Annotated in this window: 26 protein-coding genes; 13 read left to right on the forward strand and 13 right to left on the reverse strand. The window is 69.6% G+C overall.

The features are described 5' to 3' along the window. Nucleotides 1-3: 3 nt before the first annotated feature. The 4 genes from ACTJKH_RS13810 to ACTJKH_RS13825 all read right to left on the reverse strand — a co-directional run bounded on the left by ACTJKH_RS13810 (nucleotide 4) and on the right by ACTJKH_RS13825 (nucleotide 4,116). A complete protein-coding gene (locus ACTJKH_RS13810) occupies nucleotides 4-399 on the reverse strand; it encodes a hypothetical protein (RefSeq protein WP_440737395.1) in 396 nt (131 codons plus the stop codon). Nucleotides 400-441: 42 nt separating this feature from the next. Then, nucleotides 442-1,365, reverse strand: coding sequence for a serine hydrolase (locus ACTJKH_RS13815; protein WP_440737396.1), 924 nt, complete (start codon nucleotides 1,363-1,365; stop codon nucleotides 442-444). 179 nt (nucleotides 1,366-1,544) lie between these two features. Continuing rightward, nucleotides 1,545-3,509, reverse strand: coding sequence for a M13 family metallopeptidase (locus ACTJKH_RS13820; protein WP_440737397.1), 1,965 nt, complete (start codon nucleotides 3,507-3,509; stop codon nucleotides 1,545-1,547). 49 nt (nucleotides 3,510-3,558) lie between these two features. Beyond that, nucleotides 3,559-4,116 (reverse strand): DUF1992 domain-containing protein, encoded by a 558-nt coding sequence (locus ACTJKH_RS13825; RefSeq protein WP_440737398.1) that lies wholly within the window; start codon nucleotides 4,114-4,116, stop codon nucleotides 3,559-3,561. Between the two features lie 89 nt (nucleotides 4,117-4,205). Between ACTJKH_RS13825 and ACTJKH_RS13830 the strand changes: the two genes are divergently transcribed. Next, nucleotides 4,206-5,525 (forward strand): MATE family efflux transporter, encoded by a 1,320-nt coding sequence (locus ACTJKH_RS13830; protein WP_440737399.1) that lies wholly within the window; start codon nucleotides 4,206-4,208, stop codon nucleotides 5,523-5,525. Between the two features lie 117 nt (nucleotides 5,526-5,642). After that, the gene (locus tag ACTJKH_RS13835; protein ID WP_194762431.1) at nucleotides 5,643-5,834 is read left to right on the forward strand and encodes a hypothetical protein; all 192 of its coding nucleotides are present in this window, start codon (nucleotides 5,643-5,645) and stop codon (nucleotides 5,832-5,834) included. 30 nt (nucleotides 5,835-5,864) lie between these two features. Here the strand turns inward: ACTJKH_RS13835 and ACTJKH_RS13840 are convergent, their stop codons facing one another. Then, nucleotides 5,865-6,524 carry a TrmH family RNA methyltransferase gene (locus ACTJKH_RS13840; RefSeq protein ID WP_440737400.1) on the reverse strand — a complete coding sequence of 220 codons (660 nt, stop codon included), beginning with the start codon at nucleotides 6,522-6,524 and terminating at the stop codon, nucleotides 5,865-5,867. Between the two features lie 70 nt (nucleotides 6,525-6,594). On the opposite strand from ACTJKH_RS13840, the gene ACTJKH_RS13845 reads away from it, so the two are divergent. Next, the gene (locus ACTJKH_RS13845) at nucleotides 6,595-7,884 is read left to right on the forward strand and encodes an Nramp family divalent metal transporter (protein ID WP_440737401.1); all 1,290 of its coding nucleotides are present in this window, start codon (nucleotides 6,595-6,597) and stop codon (nucleotides 7,882-7,884) included. 97 nt (nucleotides 7,885-7,981) lie between these two features. Here the strand turns inward: ACTJKH_RS13845 and ACTJKH_RS13850 are convergent, their stop codons facing one another. Next, nucleotides 7,982-10,543, reverse strand: a complete 2,562-nt coding sequence (locus tag ACTJKH_RS13850) for a rhamnogalacturonan lyase (protein WP_440737402.1) — start codon at nucleotides 10,541-10,543, stop codon at nucleotides 7,982-7,984. A 146-nt stretch (nucleotides 10,544-10,689) separates the two neighbouring features. Between ACTJKH_RS13850 and ACTJKH_RS13855 the strand changes: the two genes are divergently transcribed. From ACTJKH_RS13855 to ACTJKH_RS13875, 5 genes are read left to right on the forward strand one after another with little or no spacing between them, the layout of a single operon-like run. Beyond that, nucleotides 10,690-10,992, forward strand: coding sequence for a hypothetical protein (locus tag ACTJKH_RS13855; RefSeq protein WP_210096104.1), 303 nt, complete (start codon nucleotides 10,690-10,692; stop codon nucleotides 10,990-10,992). Between the two features lie 14 nt (nucleotides 10,993-11,006). After that, nucleotides 11,007-11,639, forward strand: a complete 633-nt coding sequence (locus ACTJKH_RS13860) for a metal-dependent transcriptional regulator (RefSeq protein ID WP_440737403.1) — start codon at nucleotides 11,007-11,009, stop codon at nucleotides 11,637-11,639. Between the two features lie 55 nt (nucleotides 11,640-11,694). Continuing rightward, a complete protein-coding gene (locus tag ACTJKH_RS13865; RefSeq protein WP_056311519.1) occupies nucleotides 11,695-12,504 on the forward strand; it encodes an HAD-IIA family hydrolase in 810 nt (269 codons plus the stop codon). Nucleotide 12,505: 1 nt separating this feature from the next. Then, entirely contained in the window at nucleotides 12,506-13,075 is a 570-nt protein-coding gene (locus ACTJKH_RS13870; protein ID WP_440737404.1) for a YdeI/OmpD-associated family protein, read from the forward strand. Then, nucleotides 13,072-13,236, forward strand: coding sequence for a hypothetical protein (locus tag ACTJKH_RS13875; RefSeq protein WP_440737405.1), 165 nt, complete (start codon nucleotides 13,072-13,074; stop codon nucleotides 13,234-13,236). Before ACTJKH_RS13870 ends, ACTJKH_RS13875 begins: the two co-directional genes overlap by 4 nt. 18 nt (nucleotides 13,237-13,254) lie before the next feature. Here ACTJKH_RS13875 and ACTJKH_RS13880 read toward each other — a convergent pair whose 3' ends face one another. Next, nucleotides 13,255-14,421 (reverse strand): anhydro-N-acetylmuramic acid kinase, encoded by a 1,167-nt coding sequence (locus ACTJKH_RS13880; RefSeq protein ID WP_440737406.1) that lies wholly within the window; start codon nucleotides 14,419-14,421, stop codon nucleotides 13,255-13,257. A gap of 202 nt (nucleotides 14,422-14,623) precedes the next feature. Between ACTJKH_RS13880 and ACTJKH_RS13885 the strand changes: the two genes are divergently transcribed. Further along, nucleotides 14,624-15,016 carry a hypothetical protein gene (locus ACTJKH_RS13885; protein ID WP_440737407.1) on the forward strand — a complete coding sequence of 131 codons (393 nt, stop codon included), beginning with the start codon at nucleotides 14,624-14,626 and terminating at the stop codon, nucleotides 15,014-15,016. Nucleotides 15,017-15,035: 19 nt separating this feature from the next. Here the strand turns inward: ACTJKH_RS13885 and ACTJKH_RS13890 are convergent, their stop codons facing one another. Then, a complete protein-coding gene (locus ACTJKH_RS13890; RefSeq protein WP_440737408.1) occupies nucleotides 15,036-15,938 on the reverse strand; it encodes an ROK family protein in 903 nt (300 codons plus the stop codon). Continuing rightward, entirely contained in the window at nucleotides 15,935-16,495 is a 561-nt protein-coding gene (gene pyrE / locus ACTJKH_RS13895; protein ID WP_440737409.1) for an orotate phosphoribosyltransferase, read from the reverse strand. The genes ACTJKH_RS13890 and pyrE overlap by 4 nt, the downstream gene beginning before the upstream one ends. A 37-nt stretch (nucleotides 16,496-16,532) precedes the next feature. On the opposite strand from pyrE, the gene ACTJKH_RS13900 reads away from it, so the two are divergent. After that, nucleotides 16,533-17,381, forward strand: a complete 849-nt coding sequence (locus ACTJKH_RS13900; protein ID WP_440737410.1) for an exodeoxyribonuclease III — start codon at nucleotides 16,533-16,535, stop codon at nucleotides 17,379-17,381. A gap of 4 nt (nucleotides 17,382-17,385) precedes the next feature. Continuing rightward, entirely contained in the window at nucleotides 17,386-18,195 is an 810-nt protein-coding gene (locus tag ACTJKH_RS13905; RefSeq protein ID WP_440737411.1) for a Cof-type HAD-IIB family hydrolase, read from the forward strand. Nucleotides 18,196-18,290: 95 nt separating this feature from the next. Here the strand turns inward: ACTJKH_RS13905 and ACTJKH_RS13910 are convergent, their stop codons facing one another. From ACTJKH_RS13910 to ACTJKH_RS13925, 4 genes are all read right to left on the reverse strand, one after another. Continuing rightward, entirely contained in the window at nucleotides 18,291-20,294 is a 2,004-nt protein-coding gene (locus tag ACTJKH_RS13910) for an MSCRAMM family protein (protein WP_440737412.1), read from the reverse strand. Between the two features lie 226 nt (nucleotides 20,295-20,520). Beyond that, nucleotides 20,521-20,799: a winged helix-turn-helix transcriptional regulator gene (locus ACTJKH_RS13915; RefSeq protein WP_440737413.1), complete on the reverse strand. Its 279-nt coding sequence runs from the start codon at nucleotides 20,797-20,799 to the stop codon at nucleotides 20,521-20,523. Next, complete coding sequence (locus ACTJKH_RS13920; protein ID WP_440737414.1) at nucleotides 20,796-21,200, reverse strand: VOC family protein; 405 nt, start codon at nucleotides 21,198-21,200, stop codon at nucleotides 20,796-20,798. Before ACTJKH_RS13920 ends, ACTJKH_RS13915 begins: the two co-directional genes overlap by 4 nt. Nucleotides 21,201-21,249: 49 nt before the next feature. Continuing rightward, a complete protein-coding gene (locus ACTJKH_RS13925) occupies nucleotides 21,250-22,455 on the reverse strand; it encodes an MFS transporter (protein WP_440737415.1) in 1,206 nt (401 codons plus the stop codon). 86 nt (nucleotides 22,456-22,541) lie between these two features. On the opposite strand from ACTJKH_RS13925, the gene ACTJKH_RS13930 reads away from it, so the two are divergent. Both ACTJKH_RS13930 and ACTJKH_RS13935 read left to right on the forward strand, forming a co-directional pair. Then, a complete protein-coding gene (locus ACTJKH_RS13930; RefSeq protein ID WP_440737416.1) occupies nucleotides 22,542-23,861 on the forward strand; it encodes a sensor histidine kinase in 1,320 nt (439 codons plus the stop codon). Further along, nucleotides 23,858-24,556, forward strand: a complete 699-nt coding sequence (locus tag ACTJKH_RS13935; RefSeq protein WP_440737417.1) for a response regulator — start codon at nucleotides 23,858-23,860, stop codon at nucleotides 24,554-24,556. The genes ACTJKH_RS13930 and ACTJKH_RS13935 overlap by 4 nt, the downstream gene beginning before the upstream one ends. Nucleotides 24,557-24,571 lie beyond the last annotated feature (15 nt).

The following is a 24,571-nucleotide window of genomic DNA, read 5'->3' on the forward strand; positions in this document are numbered from 1 at the left end:
CGATCACATCACACGCGGGTCGGGGTCCGTCTCTCGCGGCGGCCGCAACCGCGAAGGGATCGGCCACTCGAGCACGTACTGCTGCACCGGCGGACGGGTGACGTCTCCGAAATCGTCGATCTTCACGACGATGCGGCCGGGAACGCCGTCGTCGTCGGGAGTGACCTCGAGGATGCGCACGCGAAGCGGGCGCTTTGCCTCGCCCTCGAGCATCCACGGGTCTGCGAGCCACGAGATCCCGCGTTCCTCGAGCGCGGCCTCCGCGTCGAGCCACTCCGTGGGAGCGGATGCCCGGCGACCGAGCACGTCGATCGCCACCCATTCGTCGCCCTCCGGGCGGATCCATCCGAGCAGCTCGCGATCGTCGCGGCGATGCGGGGTCCAGTCGGGGCGGGGCATGCCTCCAGGCTAGCGACGCCTCGCGAGGGGCGCCTGGCGACCTCAGTGCGTGTATTCCATGAGCTCGACCCCGAGCACGCGGAAGGCGTCGTGGGCGCGCAGCCGGTGCGTGATCGACAGGTCGTCGAAGCACACGATCAGCGAGTAGGCGACGCCCGCACGGGGTCCGGCGAGCACGCCCGCCTCAGCGCGCACGCCGCGGTCGCGCCCGGTCTTGTTGATGAACAGCAGGCCATGCGCGTCGTGGTCGTGGGCGAACGGGTCGAGGCCGGTCGACGCCGCGACCAGGCTGAGATCCTGGTTGAGACTGAGCCACTCGGAGACCTGGGCGCTCACCGACGCGCCGACCACCTGGGAGTTGACGAGGGCGGAGAAGAGCCCGGCGAGTTCCCGCGCCGAGCCGACCGCCACCTGAGGTGCGTCATCGGGACCGCGCTCGTCGCGGAACCTGTCGAGCAGCGCCGTGCGGCGAAGACCGAGCGACTCGATCCGCTCGCGCACCCGGTCATGACCGACCCGCTGCAGCAGCGCGTTCACCGCGATCGCGTCTCCGGCGGTCGCGGCGAGCACTGCGAGGTCTTCGAGCGGGAGCGCGGGGGCATGCAGATGACGCCACAGACCCGAAGTCGACACCGAGTCGATCGCGCTGCGTTCGACGATCTCGAGGGGGTCGAGGGTGCCTGCCTCGAAAGCCGAGGCGACCTCGATGAGGAGGGGGACGACGCCGAGACCCGCGACCGGCATCGTGACGTGATCATCGCCCGAGAGCACGTGCACGTGGCTGTCGAGATCGACGACATGCACCGAGACCTGCGCTCCCGCGTCGGCCAGCTGTTCGAGCGCCCGCAGCGTCGAGGTGAACGAGCGCCGCCCCGCTGCGGCACGACGCGGCAAGCGTCGGCTGGTCCGCTGAGAGCGGCGCAGCGAGGCCAGGGACGGCCCGTCGACAGGCTCGGGAGCACCCACGCGTGATCCTTAAAGGGGGGTTGGATTTGCGGGATGCTGCAGGGTTCATCCCCCGCAGCACGGATATCGTAACCCCCTCAGGTGAGGATGCCCTACATACTCCGGTATTCGGTCATCAGATCGTCACGTGGAGGTCAGCAGGGCATCCACCCGCAGCGGATCCGGCTACCAGCGCGACCTCACCAGATCGTGACGCGCGAGTCCTGCGGCAGCCACAGTGCGTCTGATTCCGCGACGTCGAAGGCCTCGTAGAACGCATCGATGTTGCGGACGATCTGGTTGCAGCGGAACTCGTTGGGCGAGTGCGGGTCGATCGTCAGCAGTCTCAGGGTCTCGGCGTCGCGGCTCTTCTGCTGCCACACCTGCGCCCATGACAGCAGCAGTCGCTGCACGCCCGTGTAGCCGTCGATGACCGGCGCCTCCGCACCGTCGAGCGAGAGCTCATAGGCTTTGAGCGCGATGCCGAGGCCGCCGAGGTCTCCGATGTTCTCGCCGATCGTGAGAGCGCCGTTGACGTGGTGCGCGGCGTCGAGCCCCTCGGGCACGAGCTCGTCGTACTGGGCGATGAGAGCCTTGGTGCGCTCCTCGAATGCCGAGCGGTCGGCATCCGTCCACCAGTCCTCGAGCTTGCCCGCGCCGTCGTAGCGGCTGCCCTGGTCGTCGAAGCCGTGCCCGATCTCGTGGCCGATGACCGCGCCGATGCCGCCGTAGTTCGCTGCGGCATCGCGGGAGACGTCGAAGAACGGGTACTGCAGGATCGCCGCCGGGAAGACGATCTCGTTCATCGACGGGTTGTAGTACGCGTTGACCATCTGCGGAGGCATGTGCCACTCGTCGCGGTCGATCGGCTTGCCGACCTTCGCGACGTTGCGGTCGTGCTCGAAGATCGCCGCGCGGCGCACGTTGCCGAACAGGTCGTCGCGGTCGATCACGAGGCTCGAGTAGTCGCGCCAGACCGTGGGGTGACCGATCTTGGGGGTGAACGAGTCGAGCTTCGCGAGCGCCCGCTCACGGGTCTCGGCCGTCATCCACTCGAGGTCGGTGATGCTCCGGCGGTACGCCTCGATGAGGTGGGCGACGAGCTCGTCCATCGCGGCCTTCGCCGTCGGCGGGTAGTGGCGCTCGACGTAGACCTTGCCGATCGCCTCGCTCAGCGCGCTCTCGGTGACCGAGACGCCGCGCTTCCAGCGCTCTCGGATCGTGGGGACGCCGGTGAGCTCGGTGCCGTAGAACGAGAAGTTCTCCTGCACGACGTCGTCGGTGAGATACGGAGCGGCGGCGTGCACGACCTGCGCCCGCAGCCACGCCTTCCAGTCGTCGAGGCGCTCAGCGGTGAGCAGCGTGCCGAGCCCTTCGAGGAAGCTCGGCTGCGAGACGACGATCTCGGCGAACGCCTCGGGGTGCTCGGGGGCGACCGCGTCGCGCCACGGCCGGAGGTCGACGCCGGCGAGCTCCTGCAGCTCGGCCCACGTCTTGAGGTTGTACGTCGCGACGGCATCACGGCTGCGCACATTGTCCCAGTGGTGCCCGGCGAGCTCGGTCTCGAGGGCGATCGAACGGTCGGCGGTCGCCGCCGCGTCAGGGATGCCGGCGAGGGTCAGCAGGCGCTCGAGGTGCGCGCGGTAGGCGGCGCGGGTCTCGGCGAACGTGTCGAGGCGGAAATAGCTCTCGTCGGGCAGCGACAGGCCCGACTGCACGACGACGGGCAGGTAGCGCTCGGGGTTGCCCGGGTCGCCGTCGACGTAGAAGCCGATCAGGTGCGCTCGTCCGTCGCGGTCGTACGAGCCGACCGTGCGGAGGAAGGTCGCGACGCTGTCGATCGCATCGATCTCGGAGAGCGTCTCCGCGAGCGGCGTGACCCCGGCGGCGGCGATGCGCTCGGTGTCCATGAAGCTCGCGAACAGATCGCCGATCTTGCGTGCGAGGGTGCCGTCCTCGGCATCCTGCGACTCCTCGATGATCGCGCGGACGTCTTTCTCGGCCTGCTCGGCGAGCAGGTGGAACGACCCCCAGCGTGCCTTGTCACCGGGGATCTCGGTGCGCGCGAGCCACGCGCCGTTGACGTGACGATAGAGGTCGTCCTGCGGGCGGATGTCGGAGCTGAACTCGGAGGTCTCAAGGCCAGAGGGAAGCACGTCGGTCATGCGAACAGCCTATGCGGCGCTCCGACATTCGGGTGGGATCGCCGGATGCTCACGCCTTGCGGCGGATGCCGAAGCGTCGTCGCCGCGGCTGCTCCGGCGCCTCCGCCGCACGGCCGGCGAACCGGGCGGCCCGGCGGTCGGCCCAGGCGGCGACCTCGGCGTCGACGTCGCGCGGTTCCGTGACCACCGGAGGACCCCCCTGCAGCTGACGGCGGGCCTCGATCACACGCCTGTTGAAGTCCACGAGCACCTCGCGCACGTCGGCCTCGCGCCCCAGCAGATCGAGCTGATCGTCTAGTTCGCGGTCCTCGGTGCGCAGCAGGATCGCCGGCGGCCCGAGCCCCGTCAGGTTCTCCTGCTCGATCTTGCGGCGGATCCACCAGTCGGGATCGTGGTGCGTGCCCAGACCCTCGAGAGGCTTGCCCGCACCCGGCAGATCGTCGAAGTCGCCGCGGCGGATCGCGACCTGGATGGCCGTCTCGATGAACGCCGCCCGATCGGTCGCGGCGGCGATCCCCGCAGCCGTGCCGGACTCGGCATCCTCCTCCGCGCCGTCGCTCTGCTGTCGCGCGCGGTATCTCGCCGCGGCCTCGCGTGGATCCGTCATGACGCACCTCCGTGGCATCCGGTGCTTCCAGGGTACGACGCGCGTCACCCTGCGATCGCGCCGTCGGCACCAGCCCATAGGCTCGGAGGATGACCGAGCGCACCCTCAACCGTGAGATCCTGCGCCTCGCCGTCCCCGCCCTCGGCGCACTGATCGCCGAGCCCGCATTCCTCATCGTCGACGCCGCCCTCGTCGGGCACCTCGGCACCACCCCGCTGGCCGGCCTCGGCATCGCCGGAGCCGTGCTGCAGACCATCGTCGGCCTCATGGTCTTCCTCGCCTACTCGACCACCCCGGCTGTCGCGCGACTCTTCGGTGCGGGCCGACCGGGCGAAGCCGTCTCGGTCGGCATCAACGGCATGTGGCTGGCGCTCGCGATCGGCGCCGTGCTGGCCGCGGCAGGCGCCGCCTCCTCGCCGTGGCTCGTGTCGCTGTTCGGGGCGAGCGAGGCCGTGTCCGCGCAGGCGAACGACTACCTCGTCATCTCGATGTGGGGCCTACCCGCCATGCTCATCGTGTTCGCCGCGACCGGACTCCTGCGCGGGATGCAGGACACCGTGACTCCACTGTGGATCGCTGGGCTCGGTTTCGGTGCGAACGCGTTGCTCAACGTCGTCTTCATCTACGGGCTCGGCTGGGGCATCGCCGGTTCCGCAGCGGGAACCGTCGTGGCGCAGTGGGGCATGGTCGGCGCGTACGTGCTGGTGATCCGCCGGCTCGCCGCGACGCATGACGCATCACTGCGGGCGCGAAGAGACGGCATGGGGAGCACGGCCCGCTCGGGCGGCTGGTTGTTCCTGCGCACGGTGAGCCTGCGGGCGGCTCTCCTCGTGACCGTCGCGGTGGCCACGGGCATCGGCACGGACGAGCTCGCCGGATGGCAGATCGTCTTCACGATCTTCTCGGCGGCGGCCTTCGCACTCGATGCCCTGGCGATCGCCGCGCAGGCGCTGATCGGCAAGGAGCTCGGCGCGGGTGATGAACGGCAGGTGCATCGGGTCCTCCGGCGCACGGTCGCCTGGGGCGCCTGGTTCGGCGTCGTGGTCGGGGCGCTCATCGCGGCGCTCTCGGGCGTGCTCGGCATCGTGTTCACGGGCGACCCGGCGGTCGCCGCCCTCGTGCAGCCGGCACTCCTGATCCTCGCGGTCGCCCAGCCGATCGCCGGCGTCGTCTTCGTGCTCGACGGTGTGCTCATGGGCGCGAACGACGCGCGCTACCTCGCACTCGCGGGCGGGCTCAACCTGCTGCCGTTCCTGCCCGCGCTGTGGATCATCGCCGCGACGGGGGTCGACGGTGCCGCCGGTCTCATCTGGCTCGCCGTCGCGTTCTTCGGCGTCTACCTGCTCGCACGACTCGGCACTCTCGGCTGGCGCGTGCGATCCGGGCGCTGGATCTCGGCCGGCGTCTAGCCCTGCACGATCCGTCGGGATCCGAGGTTCTCCACGTATCCCGGAATCCCGGCGAAGTGGGCCGGCCCAGGCCTGGCATTCTCGTTCCGGGCGAACGAGAATCGGAGCGTGCTGACCATGAACGAACCTCAGGTGTGGGTGCTGATCGGCGTCTTCGCCGCGACGATGTTCGGCATGGTCACGGTCGTATCGACGCTGTTCATCCACGTCGTGAAGACCGAGATCCGGAGCGTTCATCACCGTATCGACACACTCGACCGTGATGTGACCGCGCTCTACCGGAACACCTTCGGGATCGACAGGGACTGACGCCCGAGCGCCGGAAGCGCACGGGACACGTCAGTCGGCGTACCTCCGGCACCATTCGTACATGATCACGGCGGCTGCCGCACTGGCGTTGATCGATCGGGTCGAACCGTACTGCGTGATCTCGATATGGGCGGATGCTGCGGCGAGCGCGGCATCCGACAGACCCGGCCCCTCCTGTCCGAACAGCAGCACGCAGGTCTGCGGCAGCTCGGCGCGATCCACGGGCACGGCGCCGTCGACGTTGTCGACAGCGATGATCGGGATGCCCTCGGCTGCCGCCCATGCCGCGAAGGTCTCCACGTCCTCGTGGTGCACGACGTGCTGGTAGCGGTCGGTGACCATGGCACCGCGCTTGTTCCAGCGACGGCGACCGATGATGTGCACGGTGTCGGCGAGGAACGCGTTCGCGCTGCGCACGATCGAGCCGATGTTCATGTCGTGCTGCCAGTTCTCGATCGCGACGTGGAACGGATGCCGCTGCGTGTCGAGATCGGCGACGATCGCCTCCATCCGCCAGTAGCGGTAGCGATCGATCACGTTGCGGGTGTCTCCGGCCTCCAGCAGTGCGGGATCGTACTGCTCCCCCTGGGGCCATTCGGATTCGCCGCCCGGCCACGGGCCGACCCCGTATCCGGGCTGCGCCGACGATCCGCCTGTCTCCGCTGTCTCCGCGGGCGCCTGCTCTTCCATTCCGTCAGGCTATCCGTCACTCGACGGTGAGCATATTTAGGTACACCGAAAAATCCGCTACGATTTCGGCATGCCTAAAAATGTTGCCCTTGATGAGGTGACCCCCGCCGCTCGCGCCACCGCCCCCCGCAGTCTCTGGCTGCTCGGCCCCGCCCTGGTCGCCGGCGTCGCCTACCTCGACCCCGGGAACGTCGCGAGCAACATGACCGCGGGCGCCCAGTACGGGTACCTGCTGGTCTGGGTCGTGATCGCGGGCAACGTCATGGCCTGGCTGATCCAGTACCTCTCGGCGAAGCTCGGCGTGGTCACGGGGCAGAGCCTTCCCGAGGTGCTGGGCGCACGCCTCACGAAGCCGTGGGCTCGACGGGCCTATTGGCTGCAGGCCGAGCTCGTCGCGATGGCGACCGACCTGGCCGAGGTCATCGGCGGTGCGGTCGCTCTCTACCTGTTGTTCGACATCCCCCTGCTGCTGGGCGGGGTCATCACCGGAGCCGTGTCGATGATCCTGTTGACGGTGCAGAGCCGCCGCGGCGCGCGGCCCTTCGAGTTCGTGATCATCGGGCTCATGGTGATCATCGCAGTCGGCTTCATCGCCGGGCTCTTCGTCGCCCCACCCGACGCGGCCAGCGTGATCGGCGGGCTCGTGCCCCGCTTCGAGGGCACCGGATCCGTGCTGCTGGCGGCATCCATCCTCGGCGCGACGATCATGCCGCACGCGATCTACGCGCACTCGTCACTGACCCGTGATCGGTTCGGCTCTGCGGCCGCGCACGCGCCGACCGAGGCGGCGCGCATCGAGACGTCGCGCATCCGCCGGCTGCTCACCGCCACCCGCTGGGACGTGTCGATCGCGATGCTGATCGCGGGCACGGTGAACCTCGGAATCCTGCTGCTCGCCGCTGCCAACCTCGCCGGCGTCGAGGGGACCGACTCGCTCGAGGGCGCACACGCCGCACTGGCAGCGGGTCTCGGCCCGGTCGTGGCCACGTTCTTCGCGGTCGGCCTGCTGGCCTCGGGCCTCGCCTCGACCTCGGTCGGCGCCTATGCGGGAGCGGAGATCATGCACGGCCTGCTGCACGTGCGCATCCCGCTGCTCGCGAGACGCCTGGTGACGCTGATCCCCGCGCTCGTGATCCTCGGCATCGGGGTCGACCCGACGCTGGCGCTGGTGCTCAGCCAGGTCGTGCTGTCGTTCGGCATCCCGTTCGCACTGATCCCGCTCGTCGCGCTCACCGCCCAGCGACGCACGCTCGGGCCCTGGGCGAACCGGGTATGGACGACGGCGGCAGGCATCGTGGCATCCGTTCTGCTCATCGCTCTCAACGGCGCCCTGCTCTGGCTCGTGCTGACGGGGGCCTGAACCGGCACGCACGAGCAGCCTTCACGATGAATGCAGAACCGCCCCGAGCCGGCACGGGAAGGAGTCGGCTCGGGGCGGCGGTCTGCCACCGCGCGGGTCAGCGCTTGCGGAGTGTCTCCGTCCACTGCGAGGTCGCACCGTCGGCGATCCGGTAGCCGGCATCCGGCACCGCGACGACGGTGACCTCGCCCGTGACGCGCACCGTGCCGTTGCGCGCCTCGACCTTCTCGCCGTTCACGTAGTAGGTGATGCCCTTGACGTTCGTCGGCACCTTCACCTCGTCGCGCGAGGTGCCCGGCTTGTCGGTGAACTTCGGTGCCTTGGGCGTCACCGGAGCGGTCAGCACAGGAACGTTCGCCCAGTCGAGGTCGCTCGCGAAGTAGAACGAGGTGTACGCCGGCTGGTTGTACGTCGTCTGCTGGCGAGCGGTCTCGACGCGGTACTGCACGTCATGCATGAGGGTCGTGAGCTTGTGCGTGGTCGGCTCCGTGGTCGTGTAGAACCGCAGCGCACTCGAGTCGGCCGTGCGCACCAGCAGTTCCTCACGCCAGTCTCCGAGAACGTCGGCGACGAGCGAGGGGTTGCCCTTCGTGCCGTTGTTCGTGAGCGTGCCGGCGGCCGTGAGAAGGGTGCCGCGCGTCCAGTCGTCGATGGTCGGCGTCTGGGTTCCGCTGCCGTTGACGATCTGGGTGGTCATGTCGCCCGCCCAGCGGATCGACATGTTCGTGCCCGGGGTCTCCGGCTGGAGCACCTCTCCCGTCGCGCTCAGCAGACCGCTGCCCTCGGTGCCGCCGGGCATGCTCGACCACACCTCGATGCCGGGAACGTCCGGACGGACGTCGCCGATCATCGCGCGGCCCGTGTCTCGGCCCGAGTAGGCACCGAACAGCGACTCCCCGGTCGCGGCATCGCGCAGGACGGACCCGTAGGGGGCCGAGGTGGCGCCCTCGTGCGCCGTCCAGATCTCGAGTCCGGGGCGGCTGGGGTCGATGTCGGTCACGTGCATCGCATCGCCGTGTCCGAGTCGCACGGTCGCTCCGGGGTCGGCGCTGCCCTCGGGGAGCACGTCGAACGAGCTGTACAGCAAGCTGCCGTCGTCGTCGATCGTCGCCGATCCGTACACGAGCTCCTGCTTGCCGTCGGCATCCACGTCGGCGAAGCTCAGCGAGTGGTCGCCCTGGGTCGTGATCGTGCCGAACTCGGGGTCGGTGCCGTCACGGCCGTGCGGGGAGTCGTTGAACGGGTTCGTCATCGGCGCATGACCGCTGTCGACATCCCACCGTTCCTTGAGGCGCTTGCCGTCCCAGTCGAAGGCGGTGACGGTCGTGCGCGTGTAGTACCCGCGGGCGAAGACGGCAGACGGATGCTGACCGTCGAGGTAGCCGACACCCGACAGGAACCGGTCGACACGGTTGGCCGGCTCGATGCGCGACATGGCGTAGTCGCCCCACAGCAGACCGTCGTCTCCGCGCTCGGTCGGATACGGGATCGTCTGCAGCTCCTTGCCCGTCGCGCTGTCGAAGACGGTGAGATACTCGGGCCCGTCGACGATGAATCCTTCGAACTCGCGCAGCAGATTGCGAGCGCTGCGGCTCGGCGCGTACACGTCGATGAAGGTGTCGGCGAGCTCCTCGGCACTCTCGCGCGTCAGAGGGTACTCATGCGTGACCGGCATGCCCCAGGCCTCTTCGAGTGTCGCCGGCCACTGCCCCGAGACGACCTCGTCTCGGTCGCTCCAGCCGAGGAACATCTCGACGAGGTGCTCCTCATAGTCGGCGGCGCTCAGCCGGTAGTCGTCGTCGTTCGAGTACCCGGCCTTGCGGTCGGCCTTGGGAAGCGTGATGTACGACTCCTTCTGCACGGATCCGTCGGCGGCGAACTGCACCGACTTCGTGCCCGGCGCCGTCTTCAGCATCGTCTCGGAGCGGCCGTCGCCATCGAAGTCGTAGACGAGGAACTGCGTGTAGTGCGCACCTGCGCGGATGTTGACGCCGAGATCCAGGCGGTTGAGCAGCGTGCCGTCGAGCTCGTACGTGTCGAGGTAGACCGGACCCGTATAGCCGCGCTGCGACACGTCCTTCGAGTTCGACGGGTCCCACTTCACGACGTACTCGTACTGACCGTCGCCGTCGACATCGCCGACCGAGACGTCGTTCGCCGAGTACGTGTAGGCCTCGCCCTTCGGCGTGACGCCGTCGGCGGGCTTCTGCAGCGGCAAGTCGTGGTGCCCCTCCGCCCAGGCGGTGACGGATGCCGACGCGGATGCCGCCAGCTCCACGCCGTTCACGATCGGGACCACCGAGTACTCCGAGGTCGCCGACCCGTCGGCATCCGCGTAGTTCGTGCTGTCGGTGACCGTCGCCACGCGAGCGCCGTCGCGGTACACCGCGAAGTCGGGGCCGGCGAGGCCTGTCGCCGTGGCACCGGTCGCCTCGGTGGCGAGCAGTCTCCAACTGAGGAACACGCCGTCGGTGGTCGAGACGGCGACCAGGCCGCGGTCGAGGGCCTCCAGCTGCGGCGTCTGGGAGCCGGGGCCATGCCGGCCGGTGTCGGGAGCCGTGGGCGATGCCGCCCCCGCGCTCTGCGCGCCACCCACGAGGAGGCACCCTGCGGCGGCGACCGCCACGGCAGCGCGGAATGATCGGTGTCGGATATTCATCGTCGAAATCCTTCTCTGGGCGTGAAGCCCGCTCGGATAGCGTTTTCCCGTGCCCGGTCGAAGCTACCCGCCGAGGCTGCGTGCGTCAAGGAACGCGACCGGATTGAGACGATTCACAGGGGCCGCCGGCGATTAGGCTCGAAGACATGTCTGCCGAAACCGCGCGCCGTAACGTCCGCATCCTCACCTGGATCGGAATCGCGACCGGCGTGATCGGCGGCCTCCTCGTCGCGTTCCCGAAGACACTGGGTCCCGCAAGCCCGTGGGTGCAGCTCGCACTGGGCGTCGCGACGCTCGTGCTCGCGTTCCGCGCCCGCAAGATCGGCATCGCCGAGGTCGAGGGATTCGACGGGCGCCTCTCGCTGTTCGCCGCACTTCTCGGCTTCCTCATCGTCTTCTTCGCCGGACAGGTCGCCTTCGGAATCCTCGTCGACGTCGCCAACCCCTGATCTAGGCTGGACTCGTGGCATCCCCGGCAGCAGACGACTACCTCAAGACCGTCTACGCGCACACCGAATGGCAGGATGCGCCGATCACCCCGTCGGTGCTCGCGGCGAAGCTCGGCATCGCCCCCTCGTCGGTCACCGAGATGGTGAAGAAGCTCGCCGCCGCCGGACTCGTCTCGCACGTGCCGTACGGCGCGGTGCGCCTGACGGACGCCGGCACGCAGCGCGCACTGGCGATGGTGCGCCGCCACCGGCTGATCGAGACCTGGCTCGTGCAGGAGTTCGAGTACGGGTGGGACGAGGTGCACGACGAGGCCGAGGTGCTCGAGCACACCATCAGCGACCGACTGCTCGAAGGCATCGACGCGCGCCTCGGACGACCCCGATTCGACCCCCACGGCGATGCGATCCCGGATGCCGCGGGAGTCGTCGACCGCGAGCCCTTCGTGCTGCTCGCCGATGCACCGACCGGCCACACCGGCAGGGTGCTGCGCGTCGACGACCGCGACCCCGAACTGCTGCGCGCACTGGAGGCGGCGGGTGTCTCCGTCGCCGCGACCGTCACGATCACGGCATCCGGCGTCGACCTCGAGGGTGTCGAGACCGCTCTACCCGACGGTGCGGCGCACGTGGTCTGGCTGAGCGCCTGAGAACCCCGTCAGAACCTGACACCTGCCCGTAACCGCGGGCGAATAGGCTGTGCACATGGCACACCGCGATGACATCGAATGCTGGCTCACCGACATGGACGGCGTGCTCGTCCATGAGAACGACGCCATCCCCGGAGCTGCCGAACTGCTGGCCGGTTGGGAGCAGAACGAGATCCCGTATCTGGTTCTGACGAACAACTCAATCTTCACCGCGCGCGACCTCTCCGCCCGTCTGCGGGCCAGCGGCCTGACCGTGCCGGAGGAGCGCATCTGGACCTCGGCCCTCGCGACCGCCGACTTCCTCGCCCAGCAGCTGCCGGGCGGCTCCGCCTTCGTGATCGGCGAGGCCGGCATCCTCACCGCGCTGCACGAGGCCGGGTTCATCATGACCGAGACGAATCCCGACTTCGTCGTCGTCGGCGAGACCCGCAACTACTCGTTCGAGGCGATCACCAAGGCGATCCGCCTCATCATCAGGGGCGCGCGCTTCATCGTCACCAACCCGGATGCCACCGGCCCCTCCGCCGACGGCGTCATGCCCGCCACCGGCGCGATCGCCGCCCTCATCACCAAGGCCACCGGCAAGGAGCCGTACGTGGTCGGCAAGCCCAACCCGATGATGTTCCGCTCGGCGCTGAACAAGATCGGGGCGCACTCGAAGAAGACCGGCATGATCGGTGACCGTATGGACACCGACATCATCGCCGGCATCGAGGCGGGCCTGCACACCGTGCTCGTGATGACCGGCATCAGCGACGAGGCCGAGGTCGAGAAGTACCCGTTCCGCCCCGACGAGATCGTCGACTCCGTCGCCGACCTGCTGCCGACGGTCACCGAGTCGATCCCGACGCTCGACGAGGACTGACATGGGCGCGCTCGACGAGGGAGAGCGGGTCGTCGCAGCGGATGCGGCCACCTGGCGCGCCTGGCTCGAGGAGCATCACGAGCGCACCGCCGGAGTCTGGCTGCTGAGCGTGCGCGGCTCGCGCGCCGACGGCGTCGGCTACGAGGACGCCGTGCGACAGGCACTCTGCTTCGGCTGGATCGACGGGCCCGTGCGCACGTTCGACGATCAGACCGTCGGACAGTGGTTCTCTCCGCGGCGCCGCGGCAGCGGCTGGGCGGCGACGAACAAAGCGCGTCTGGTCGACCTCGAGGACGCAGGGCTGCTCGCCCCCGCCGGCATCCGCGTGCTCGAGGCTGCGAAGGCCGACGGGTCCTGGACCGTGCTCGACGGTCCGGAGGCGGGCATCGAACCGCCCGAGCTCACTGCGGCTCTGGATGCCGTGCCCGCTGCGCGCGCGCACTGGGATGCCTTCCCGAAGTCGGTCAGGAAGTTCGGCCTGACACACATCGCGGTGGCGAAACGAGCCGAGACGCGCGCCGCGCGGATCGCCAAGATCGTGGCGGATGCCGCGGAGGGGAAGCGCCCATGAATCAGTCGGACCTGCTGTTCCTGGTGGTGACCCTGATCCTGCTCAGCACGCTGATCGTGGTCGTCGTGCAGTTCTGGCGCTCCCGCCGCGGAGGCGGCGAGGGCGACGGCCGCGCCGGCTGGTGGGAAGGCCCCTGGGACGACGACGACCGCAAGCGCTGAGCGTCGTCGGTCTCGGAGTCAGCCGAGAGTCAGACTGCGCACGCGCTCGACCGGCTCCGGCATCCGCAGCGGACCCGCACCCGGCGTGATCGTGCCGAGGATGCGCGGCTCCCGAGCCCCGGTGCCTCCGGGCGTCACGGCGGCGACGCCGTGCATGGTGCACCAGCCGATGAGGGCGAACAGGATCGCCTCCTTGCTGTCGACGGACGCCCCGAGCTCGTCGGCGAGCACGACCTCGACCCCGGGAAGCGCCTCGCGCAGGCCCTGCATGATCAGCGGGTTGTGGCACCCGCCGCCCGACACGGCGAGGAAGCGGATGCCGGCGGCCCGGACGTCCTGAGCGACCGTGCGCACCGTCAGCTCGGTGAGCGTGCGCACGAGATCCGGGACGGAGAGTTCACGGCCCGTGCCGGTGAGGCGATCGACGTGCGCACGCACGTAGTCGAGGTGGAAGTGCTCCTTGCCGGTGCTCTTGGGGGCTGAGAGCGCGTAGTACGGGTCGGCGAGGAGAGCTGCGAGGAGATCCTCGTCGACGGCGCCGGTGCGCGCGATCGCGGCATCCGCGTCGTAGCCGCGCTCGTTCAGGCCCTCGGCCACGACGACCGCGTCGACCAGGGCGTTCGCCGGCCCGATGTCGTAGGCGGACAGGCCGTCGGGGCCCACCACCGTCATGTTCGCGATGCCGCCGAGGTTCACCGCCGCCGAGACTCCTGCGCGACCGCGGAGCAGCAGCTCGTCGAGGAACGAGACGAGCGGTGCACCGTGACCGCCCGCGGCGATGTCGCGGATGCGGACGTCGGAGACGACCGGCGCACCCACGCGCTCCGCGATCCAGGCGGGTTGACCGATCTGCAGGGTGCCGAGCGCGTGGCCCGCGTCGACCCAGTGGAACACCGTCTGTCCGTGCGTGCACACCGCGTCGACTCCCCCGACCGCGGAGGATGCCGACGCCGCGACCTCGGCGAAGGCCTGGCCGATGAGAGTGTCGAGCTCGCAGACCTCCGCGAACGTGGTCGGCGCGGGCGGCAGCGCAGCCACGAGACGAGCCCGCAGCTCGGGGTCGTACGGAACGCTGTCCTCGTGCAGGACGGTGCCGCGCAGCTCTCCGTCGCTCTCCTCGAAGTCCACGACCGTGACGTCGATGCCGTCGTGTGAGGTGCCCGAGAGCAGTCCGAGTACGCGCATGCGTGATCCTTCCGTCGCCTGCTACGAGCGTAGGCCGATTTTGTTAGGGAGGCGAACGGAAGGTGCCGATCTTTTCTGCACGATCACGTACTGAATCGCGTTCTCCACGCCGGCCGGTGCTGTACCTGCCTACTCGGCACGCCCTCTCCTACGGCTGCGTAGCATTCTGCGAGACCCCACCCTCCACCCGCAGAATGGGAGCATGTTCGTGTCCGCAGAGACCATTGCGATCGTCCTCAGCGCAGTCGTCCTGCTGCTGGCTATGGGCGGCACCATGTTCGCGGGCTTCGCCTGGTGCATCCGCAGATCCGACGCCCTCCGCACCGATCTCGTCGGAGTCGAGACGTCGCTCGGTGCGCGTATCTACGGAGTGGAACAGAGGCTGACCGCCCGCATCGACGCGGTCGCGGCCGACCTCAGAGGCGTCGAGAAGTCGCTCGGAGCACGGATCGATGCGGTCGCTTCCGACCTCAGAGGCGTCGAGACGTCGCTCGGAGCACGCATCGATGCGGTCGCTGCCGACACGACCGAGCTCAAGATCGCGATGGCCAGACTCGAAGGACCGCAACGCCATCTGATCGTCGCGTCGCGCTGACCTGCCCGGCGCCGAGGCGTCAGCGCAGGACGAGCGCCGCGGCGCCGATGAGCGGGCCCTCGTCGCCCAGCCCTGAGCGCACGACGCGGGTGCGACGCGAGTACTCATGCGCGGCGCCCGCGGTGAGGGCCTGCTGTACGAGGTCGATGTAGTCGGCCGAGACGCGAGAGAAACCGCCACCGATCGCGACGGTGTCGAGGTCGACGAGGGTCGCGGCATCCGCCAGAGCTTCGCCGACGGCCTTCGCCGACCGCTCGATCGCGGCGCGGGCGATGGAGTCGCCGGCAGCAGCATCCCGCGCCAGGTCTTCGCCCGTCGCTCCCGTCCAGCCCTGCTGCTGCGCCCAGGCGGCACTCGCCGGCCCCGAAGCGATCTCCTCGAGCGTCAGCCCGCCTTCGCGGCGCACCTGTCCGAGGTGTCCGGCGTTGCCGGTGGCGCCCGGGATGTAGGCGCCGTTGACGACGAATCCTCCGCCCACGCCCGTCGAAACGACGATCGACAGCGATGCCCCGGCATCCTGCGTGGCACCCAGCCACGATTCGGCGAGCGCGAGCGCGCCCCCGTCATGGCCGAGCACCGTCGGAACCTCGCGCCCCAGAGCGGCGGATGCCGCAGCGCGCACGGACTCCTCGAGTCCGAACCCCCGGGCGAGCGGCATGTTCACCGGCATGATCGCGCCGGCTCCGCGGTCGATCGGGCCGGCGCTGCCTGCCCCCGCGCCGACGAGCTCGGCATCCGCGGGAAGCGCGGCGAGCGCGTGCGTCACGATCGCGACCACGGCGAGGTTCAGCGACTCGAGCGTCGCCTCGCGACCGGTCGCGTGGCGCGAACGGCTGCCGTCGAGCAGAGTGCCGTGCTCATCGACGAGCGCGGCCTCCATCTTGGTGCCGCCGACGTCGACGGCGAGTGCGTAGCGGGTCACTGGGGGTCGAGTCCGAGGTCGTCGAGGTCGAAGGCGGCGCGCCACTCGAGACCCTCGGCTTCGATCGCGGCCTGCGCCCCGGTCTTGCGGTCGACGATCACGGCGACGGCGACGATCTCGGCGCCCTCCTTGCGCAGCGCCTCGACGGCCTTGAGCGCGGACTGGCCGGTGGTCGAGGTGTCTTCGAGCACGACGACGCGCTTGCCCTTGACGTCGGCGCCCTCGATCTGGCGGCCACGGCCGTGGTCCTTCGGCTCCTTGCGCACGACGAAGGCGTCGAGCGGCTTGTCGGTCGCCACGGACGCGTGCAGCACCGAGTTGGCGATGGGGTCGGCGCCGAGCGTCAGGCCACCGACCGCGACCACGTCGAGGTCGCCGATCAGGTCGAGCATGATGCGGCCGATCGCGGGGGCCGCGCGGTGGTCGAGGGTGAGCTTGCGCATGTCGACGTAGTACGTCGCCTTCTTGCCGCTCGAGAGGGTGAAGTCTCCGTGGAACACCGCCTCGTCCGTGATCAGGTCGAGGAGGGTCTGGCGGTCTGCGTCGAGTGCGGTCACGGCATCCAGTGTAGGAGGTGGGCCCTAGGCTTGACGCATGCGCTTGGCCACCTGGAACGTCAACTCCATCCGCACCCGTGTCACCCGCACCGTCGAGTTCGCCGTCCGCGAGGACATCGACGTGCTGGCGATGCAGGAGATCAAGTGCAAGCCCGAGCAGTTCCCTTATGGGCCGTTCGAAGAGGCCGGCTACCACGTCGAGGTGCACGGACTGAATCAGTGGAACGGCGTCGCCATCGCGAGCCGCCTGCCGATCACCGACGTGCGCACCGCGTTCGACGGCATGCCCGGGTTCGCCAAGGGGCATGAGGGGCCGGATGCTCCGCTCGAAGCACGCGCCCTGGGCGTGCTCGTCGACGGCGTGCGCGTGTGGAGCCTGTACGTGCCGAACGGCCGCTCGCTCGACGACCCGCACTACACGTACAAGCTGCACTGGCTCGAACAGCTGAAGAAGTCCACGGCCGCCGAGCTCGCGGCGAGCCCCGATCTGCCTCTCGCGCTGGTCGGCGACTTCAACATCATCCCGTTCGACAAGGACAACGGAGACCCCGACATCGTCGAGGGAGTCTCCACCCACGTGTCTCCCGAAGAGCGTCAGGCGTTCTTCGCGTTCGCCGATGCGGGCCTCACCGACGTGGTGCGACCGCTGATCCCCGAGGGATTCACGTACTGGGACTACCAGCGCCTGAAGTTCCCGCGCAACGAGGGCGTGCGCATCGACTTCGTCCTCGGGTCGAAGACGCTCGCGGATGCGGTCACCAACGCCTCCATCCACCGCGACGAGCGCAAGGGCGAGCAGCCCAGCGACCACGTGCCGGTGGTCGTCGAGTTCGACCTCGGCGGCGGCGCCGAGGACGACGACGACCTGCCGATGATCTTCTCCTGAGCCGGTGCCTCTCCGCCTGATCGCCACCGATCTCGACGGGACCCTGCTCGACTCCTCGTCCACGGTCACCCGCCGCACGAGGGCCGCCCTCGATCAGGCGCGTGCCCGCGGCATCCACGTGGTGCCCGTGACGGCCCGTCAGCCGATCGGACTGCGTGCGATCGCGAGCGGTGCGGGGTTCGACGGCTGGGCACTGTGCAGCAACGGCGCGTATGCCACGAACCTCACCGATGGACGGATGCTGTTCGCCGAAGAGCTTCCGCCCGAGACGATCCGCACGCTCGCCGACGCGCTGCGAGCGAGTGTGCCGGGGCTCCTCTTCGCGAGCGTGCGCGAGGGCGGCGAGACGTTCGTCGCCCAGCACGGCTACGCCGAGATCGCCGACCTCGCGGACCACAAACGCGATCCGCGCACGATGGGCGGCGTCGGCCTCGATCAGGTGCTCGGCGCGCCCAGTCTGAAGCTCGTGATCCGGCATCCCGAGATCGCACCCACGGCGCTGTTCCAGGCGCTGTGCGATCTCGGCCTGACCGGTTTCGAGGCCACCCTGTCGGGCGCCCCGTTCGTGGAGGTCATGGCCGAGGGCGTCACCAAGGCCACGGGACTCGCGCGCCTCTGCGAGCACCTCGAGATCGAGCGCCGCGACGTGATCGCCTTCGGAGACGCGCTCAACGACGTCGAGATGCTCCGCTGGGCAGGTCACGGCGTCGCGATGGCCGACGCAGGCGATGTCGTGCAGGACGCGGCAGACGAGACCACAGCGTCGAATGACGATGACGGCGTCGCGAGGGTCATCGAGCGACTGCTCGGCTGACCGCCGGGAACGCCGGGAGCCCGTTCACTCCGCCGAGAACGCCGAGAGCCCGGTCGCTCCGAAGGGAACGGCCGGGCTCTCGTGTCGTGCCGGGGTCAGCTGTGCGCGCGGCGGCGCCGCACGAGGCCGAGCCCCGTGAGCAGCAGCGCCGCCGCCATCATCACGGCGAACGACGGCAGTTCGGCGCCGGTGGTCGCGAGAACATCCTCACCGCCGGCGACCGCACCCCCCGAGGATGCCGTCACGGTGAGGGCGACGCTGGCGATGACTGCTCCCGACGCATCGAGCGCGACGAGCGTGTGCGCCCCCGCGGGTGTGCCTGCGGGAACCCGCAGCGACCCCGTGAGCGCACCGCCCTCATCGGCGGTGAGGGACCCGAGGGCCACCGGGTCGGAGTGCAGCTCGAATGCGACCTTCTGGCCCGGAGCGAAACCGGTGCCGGAGACCGTGATCTCCTTGCCCGCTCGGATCGATGCGGCGGAGAGCGTCAGCGCCGGCTTCGGCTCGGGCGCGGTGCCCGCGATGAGCGTGAAGTCGATGCCGGTGAGCGTAGCGCGTCCGACGGCGACGACAGGCGTCGCCTCGGCGGCCGTCGCGACTCCGTCGAAGTACTGCGGCGCGGCGGTCGTGGTGCTGCCGGGGAAGCTCGCGGAGGCCTTCAGGACGTAGGTCCCCTCGGGCACGACGAGCTTGTATGCGCCGGTGTTCGGGTTGGCCTCGGCCGTGCGGACGAGCTCTCCGTCGGCCCAGGCCTCGACCACGACCTTCCGGTCTTCGTCGGAGTCGAGTGCCACCGTGCCGGTGATCGTCGACACCACCTCGAGCGCAGCCGAGATGCCCTCGACCTCCTCATTCGCGCCGACGGTGACGAAGGTCGCGTCCTCCCACTCTCGCGCACCCTCCCAGTACTCCTCCATCACGCCCGTCTCATAGGCGTGGAAGAGCACCCGGTAGGTGCCCGGCGTGACGGCGATGCGATAGTTGCCCTCGCTGTCGGTGTCGATGTACGGATCCTCGACCGCATTGTTCACGTCGTACAGAATGACGGCCGCGCTGACGGGTGAGCCGTCGGCGCTCTTGGTCACCGTGCCGCTGATGTACCCGACGCCGCCGAGCTGCGCATCCACGTTCCCGACGGACTCCTTCTCGGTGACAGTGACGAGAGTCGCACCGTTCCAGCTGTACGAGTCCTTCCAGTACTCGGAGACCAGCGCGGGGTCGGGCGAGCCGAAGCGCACCCGGTACGAACCCGCGGGAAGGCCTCCGAGGCTGTACTCGCCCGTGGCGCCGGTCTCGGTCGCGCCGACGATCTCGTTGTTCGCGTCGATCGCCGAGACGTTGACGCCTTCGATCGGAGCTCCGTCATCGGCTCGGGTCACGACACCCTCGATCGCGCCGCCTTCCGTCAACGACGCGTCGATGCCGACCACGGCGGTGCCGTCGGTGACGATGCGCGTCGCGGAGTCGTAGTCCGTGGTGTCCTCCCAGTACTCGCGCTTCAGGTCGGTGCCGTCGGCGAAGAAGGAGACCACGTACGAGTCATCCGCGAGACCGGGGAGTGTGTACGCGCCCGTCTGGTCGGTGGTCGTCGACGCCCAGCCGCCACCCCATCCCTGCGCGGTCACGGTGACGCCGGCGGCGGGAGTTCCGTCATCCTCGCGCGTGACCGTGCCGCTGATCGAGCCGGTGGGCGCAGGGGCCAGAGCGGCATCGATTCCGGTCACGGCTGCGCCGTCGACGACCGCGATGCGCTCCGCTCGCCACTGATCCCTCGTGTCGTTCCAGTACTCGGCGGTGAAGCTGGCGTCCGCGGTGGAGAAGCGCACGACATAATCGCCGTCGACGAGGCCGTCGAGGGAGTAGCCGCCGATCTCGTCGGTCACGGCATCCGCGGATCCGAGCCCGTCGTCGGTCTCGGCATGGACCGAGACGCCCTCGAGTGCCGAGCCGTCCACCGTCGAGGTCACCACTCCCGTGATCGACCCCGTACCCGCGACCGGCTCGTCCTCTGCCATCGCCGTCGTGGCGCCGCCGAGCGCGAGCGCGACGGCCACCGCCCCGCTCAGCGCAGCCCGAATGAATGCGCGACGTCGCGCCATGTCCCCACCCTCCGAAGGAGGTCGTGCGCGCGATGTCCTCACGGTGCCGCTCGACCTCGGTCCAATGCCGATGTACAGGCGGCAGCGTTCCCTTCGAATCTAGGCGATCAGCACACAGGAGGGGAATAGTCGATTCGAAGGATCAATCCTCGAACGTGCCGACCTCGTGCCGAGCAGGATCGGATACACCCACAGGTTGAGCTCGTCGAAGAGCCCGCCCGGGGATCTACTCTTCTCGACCCCACCGGCCGAGGGCATCGATCGCGTCGCGCAACGCGATGCCCCGATCGGTCAGTGCGTAGGCACGCGTGTTGTGCCCAAGGGGCAGCCGGGTCAGCACCCCTGCCGCCTCGAGCTCCCTCAGGCGGGTCGCGAGCATGTTCGTCGGCACCCCGAGATCGCGCTGCAGATCGCCGTACCTCTGCGGCCCGTCGAGCAGCCGTTCCACGATGAGGAGAGCCCACCGGGCCCCGACGACATCGAGGGCTGTGGCGAGGTCACTCACGCCTGCGGGTCGGATTCCGGCTTCATCCAGAACGGCGAATAGTGGTAGCCGTCGGGGTCGTCGAACTGGCGCTGGTACATGAACGGGTAGTCGTCCGTGTCGCCGACGTGCCCACCGGCGGCAGCGGCGCGCTCGACGAGAGCATCGACCGCCTCCCGGCTGTCGAGGTCGAACGAGACCGTCACCTTGGAGGGGGTGCCGGGTCCGCCGATCAGCTCCTCGGTGCCGCCGACGCTCGCGTACATCTCGCGACTGCCGAGCATGACGTACTGCTCGGGCGCGATCGCGAAGCACGACACGTTGTGATCGGACATCTCGGCGTTGAGGGTCCAGCCGAGGGCGGTGTAGAACGCTGTGGCCCGGTCGACGCTCTCGACGGGGCAGGTGATGAAGAGGCTCATGTGCTGATACTTGCAAAATGCAAGTGGCTCGTCAAGGGCATCTCGATGGTCATCTCATCCGTGCGACTTCGTCCGCGGCATCAGGGCCCGAGCGACGCCGGAGCCCCACCAGTGCGAGCGCGCCCGCCCCTGCCGTGAGGGCCGCGACGACCCCGAGACCCACTCCCGGGACGGACGCCGTCGCCACGGCGCCCGCGACGAGCGGGCCACCGGCGTCCCCCAGCTCGCGACCGAGCTCGGCGCTGCCCATCGTGCGTCCCATGCGCTGAAGAGGCGTCGACGATGCGAGGTGCGAGAACGCGATCGGTGTCGCGACGCCGACCCCGACGCCGACGAGCAGCGCGGTGGAGACGAGCGCGACCGGCACCTGTGTCACCGCGGCGAGCGCGATGCCCGCGGCGATGAGCGCGAGTCCTCCGGCCGTGCCCAGCCGCACCGAGATGCGTCCACGATCGTGGGCAGCGCCGACGAAGGGCTGCGTGACGCTCGAAGCGAGCGCGAGCACGGTCACGATCGCCATGCTCCACACCGTGTCGAGTCCGGCCTGTCGACCGAGCAACGGCAGGAAGCCGACGGCCACCGCCAGCGCCCCGGTGGTCGCGGCCAGCACGAGCGTCGGGACGACGAAGCCGGGCGCGGTCAGTTCACGGCCGAGGTCCACGAGGGTGACGCGCGTGCGCGGCAGCACCGGGACGGCGGGCACAGCCACCGCCACCCAGACGGCCGCCCCGAGTCCGAGCACCGCGAGCGCCCAGAACAGCGCCGGCATTCCACCCCACACGACGAGCACGGCGCCCAGGAGCGGACCGAGCGCGTAGCCGAGGCTCTTCCAGGACCCGTACCGCCCGAAGTACTTCCCTCGCGTGGCATCGTCGGTGAGCCGGGCGACCGCCGCCGACGACGAGGGGGAGAACGCGGATGCCGCCGCACCCTGACCGAAACGACCGATGACGAGTCCGAGCATCCCCGGCACGACGGCTCCGACGACCGAGAACGCCGAGAACGCGAGAAGCCCTCCGACGATCACCGGGCGCACGCCGACCCGGTCGCTCAGCGCGCCGAAGAACGGCTTGAGCAGCACCTCGGCGAGGTCGTACAGAGCGAGTGTCAGACCGAATGCGAGCAGCGTCCAGCCGATGTCCTCGGTCTCGGCGCCGAGGGCCGCAGCGATGCCGTGCGCGCCGAAGGCCGTGGTGAAGCCGGCGAGGTACAGCGGCGCGAGTCGGGGCGTCGCGAGCGGCGGAGTCGAGGTCACGGTCGATTGTCCCAGTTGCAGGTCGGACGACGTGATCCCCCGCACGGGGGATGCCGCCGCATCCGCCTTCGATCTACGGTGGGGGGATGCCCGCCGCGCCGTTCCTCCGCACGCCCAGTGTCCGCGAGCAGCGCAGCGACCTCGTGCTCGCTGCGGTCATGTTCGTGGGCGCGGTGCTGAGCGCCGCTCTGTCGACGGTCGCCGAGATCTACGGCGACACCCGGGCCGAGCCGTGGACGGCGCTCGTGTACGCGCTCGCCGTCACCGCACCGCTCGCCGTGCGGCGTCGCTGGCCGGGCGCCGTGGCCGTGGCGATCTGCGCCGCCTACTTCCTCGCGATCTCGTTCCAGGTGCCCGAGATCTACGTCGGCAACATCGCCATGTTCGTCTCGCTGTACACGGTGGGCGCGTGGATGAACAACCGCCGAGCCGCGATGATCGTGCGCGTCTCGATCATCGTCGGCATGTTCATCTGGCTCATCATCACGATGTATCGCCAGGCGATCGAGGAGGCCGACAAGGCCGAGGTCGCCGCCGGTCTGCTCTCGCCCTATCTGGCCTTCATGCTCATCCAGCTGCTGCTGAACGTGCTCTACTTCGGCGGCGCCTATTACTTCGGCGAGCGCTCATGGCATGCCGCGCAGGAGCGCCAGGTGCTCGAAGAGCGAACCGCCGAGCTCGAGCGGGAGCGCGAGGTCACAGCGGCGCAGGCCGTCGCCCTCGACCGCGTGCGCATCGCGCGCGAGCTGCACGACGTGGTCGCGCATCACGTCTCGGTGATGGGTGTGCAGGCGGGGGCCGCTCGGCTGGTGATCGATCACGACCCGGAGAAGTCGAAGAGCATCCTGACCGGGATCGAGGGGTCGGCCCGCGATGCCATCCACGAGCTGCGGCAGCTGCTCGAGACCCTGCGCTCGCCCGGCAGCGAGACGCCGGATGCCGCGTCGACCGTGGCCCTCGACGACATCCGCGCGCTGGTCGAGGCCTCGGTCGAGGCGGGACTGCCGACCGTGTACACGGTCATCGGGGAGCCCGCGGCCGTCCCCTCCCTCGTCGCCGTGAACCTGTACCGGATCACGCAGGAGTCGCTGACGAACGCCCGCCGTCACGCAGGACTCGGAGCCACGGCAGACGTGCGGGTCCGGTACGACGACGAGGGCGTCGAGGTCGAGATCGTCAACACGGGCCGCACGGTGACGGCGCTGCGTCCGGGGCTGGGTCAGCTCGGCATGCGCGAGCGCGCGGCCGCGTCGGGCGGCACCCTCGAGGTGACCCCTCGCCCCTCGGGAGGGCTGCGCGTGCGGGCCCGCGTGCCTCTGACCGGCACAGCGCCTCTGCCCGGCACAGCGCCTCTGCCCGGCACAGCGCCGCTGACCGCCACGACCGAGACGAGCACCGCCTCATGACCACGCCCACTCCCCCGATCCGGGTGCTCCTCGTCGACGATCACGTGATGCTGCGTGCCGGTTTCCGCACGATCCTCGACACCCAGCCCGACATCACCGTCGTGGGTGAGGCGGCGACCGGCGCCGAAGCGGTGGCCCAGGCATCCGCCCTCCACCCCGACGTGATCACGATGGATGTGCAGATGCCCGACATGGACGGCATCGAGGCGACCCGGCGGATCGTCGCCGATCCCGCGATCTCCGCCGCCATCGCGATCGTGACGACCTTCGACCGGGACGACTACCTCTATCAGGCGCTCGATGCCGGAGCGAGCGGCTTCCTGCTCAAGAACGCCGGCGCCGAAGACCTGATCGCCGCGGTCCGCGCGCTCGCGGTCGGCGACGGGATGCTCGCACCCGAGGTCACGCGTCGGGTGCTCGCCCGGTTCGCCCACACGTCCGCGCCGACGGCAGCTCCGGCATCCGCCCCCGCCGTCAGCGTCCCGGCGCCTGCGCTGCTCACCGACCCGCTCACCGAGCGCGAGGCCGAGGTTCTCGCTCTGCTCGCGGATGCCCGCAGCAACGCCGAGATCGCGAGCGCCCTGTTCATCGGCGAGGCGACCGTGAAGACCCACGTCTCGCGGATCCTGCAGAAGCTCGGCGCCCGCGACCGCGTGCAGGCCGTCGTGCTCGCACACCGCATGGGACTCGCGTAACCCCGGCCCCGATAC

Source organism: Microbacterium sp. 22215, from assembly GCF_052045655.1.
Taxonomy (GTDB): Bacteria; Actinomycetota; Actinomycetes; order Actinomycetales; family Microbacteriaceae; genus Microbacterium; species Microbacterium phyllosphaerae.